Raw genomic sequence first — 1,210 nt, 5'->3', positions numbered from 1 at the left:
GACCTAAACACTATCAGAAAAATACTTTTGCAAGAGGTCTATTTTAGGTGAGATTAAGTACTGGGATGGTCAGAACTTGACCTGGTGTCAGGTGACGGGGATTAGTAATCCCATTAGCCTTGGCAATCTCTCGCCAGAAGCTGGGGTCATTATATTCTTGACCAGCGATGCTGCTCAGGGTTTCTCCACGTCGCACAACGTGAATTGGGTCGTCATCCCGTGCCAGAGAACTGGGCTTTTCCCGCTCCTCATCTTCTTCAGGGATGAACTGGTGGAAGGTACAGTTGAGAGCGGCTCTGACTGGCATCCCATTAGGGGTAAACATAGTAAAGCGCTGGGTTAGTTGTCCGAGATACCCCTTAAAAATCAGGTTAAATGCCCCCCACCAGAGTTCACATACAGGGGGACGTTTTAAATCAGAGTCAATCAGAGTCAACTCAAAAATCTTATTCGTATACTCTCGAACATCTACGGCATTGGGTGCTGATAATCCATACACACCAGTTAACGATGACGCCGCTGTTGCCGCTCCCGATGCTACTCGTTTGAGGGGAGAACTGCCGCCCCCGGATATACTTTCAGGTAGTCCCTCGTAGGTGTCAAAAAACAGGTCGAGAGTCAGGGTTGCTGGATCCCCACCAATAAATTTAGTATCACCGCGATCGCGGTTTTTGAGAGTTTCATGACGCCATTGGGTTGTCTTGGTAATTTGAATTTCATTAGGATTGAATAGAGGCATTGGTTTGTTTTCTGGAAAAACCATCTGCCATCTTTTTCCTGGCTGCTCCTTGAGGATGGTTAATTTATCTAACTCTGCCCCAAAGAGGCTACTTGTTAATCCTTTGGTTTGGTTTAGTGTTTTTTGGGCTAGATTCTTAAACCCTGTTAATGCCATTGGCTTAATCCCCTCCGCTCACTTTCTATGGTCAGATGCTGCATCAGTTTATGGTGTACTTTGTCTACTAGTTCATCCACATCAATGTCCTCCACAGACTGATTAGTTGTAGTAGCGCCTGTTGTATTTTCTGATCCTTTCTGAATCACGGTATTTGCCTGTAAGCTAGTAGTTGATACAGTTGATATACTAGGGCGTGTCTGCAAACTGCTATACTGAAGTAAAATGATTCAGGTATTGTGATGAGAGCGCTCGCTGAAAAACTTGCCTCGACTGAGATCGCAAGAGGAGACTTAACAGATTCCCAATGGGAAA

General features: G+C 45.3%; 2 protein-coding genes. Both read right to left on the bottom strand.

From position 1 onward, the window contains the following. Positions 1-43: 43 nt before the first annotated feature. Positions 44-895: a LysM peptidoglycan-binding domain-containing protein gene (locus F6K51_RS37710; RefSeq protein WP_293031402.1), complete on the bottom strand. Its 852-nt coding sequence runs from the start codon at positions 893-895 to the stop codon at positions 44-46. Beyond that, positions 886-1,044, bottom strand: a complete 159-nt coding sequence (locus F6K51_RS37705) for a hypothetical protein (protein WP_293031399.1) — start codon at positions 1,042-1,044, stop codon at positions 886-888. Before F6K51_RS37705 ends, F6K51_RS37710 begins: the two co-directional genes overlap by 10 nt. Positions 1,045-1,210: the final 166 nt, after the last annotated feature.

The organism is Moorena sp. SIO3I8 (assembly GCF_010692325.1).
Taxonomy (GTDB): Bacteria; Cyanobacteriota; Cyanobacteriia; order Cyanobacteriales; family Coleofasciculaceae; genus Moorena.
This window is presented reverse-complemented; position numbering and strand designations above follow the sequence as displayed.

What these genes read in the sequence shown, in the direction of transcription:
- F6K51_RS37710 (WP_293031402.1), bottom strand. Translation starts at nt 895, where the DNA reads ATGGCATTAACAGGGTTTAAGAATCTAGCCCAAAAAACACTAAACCAA.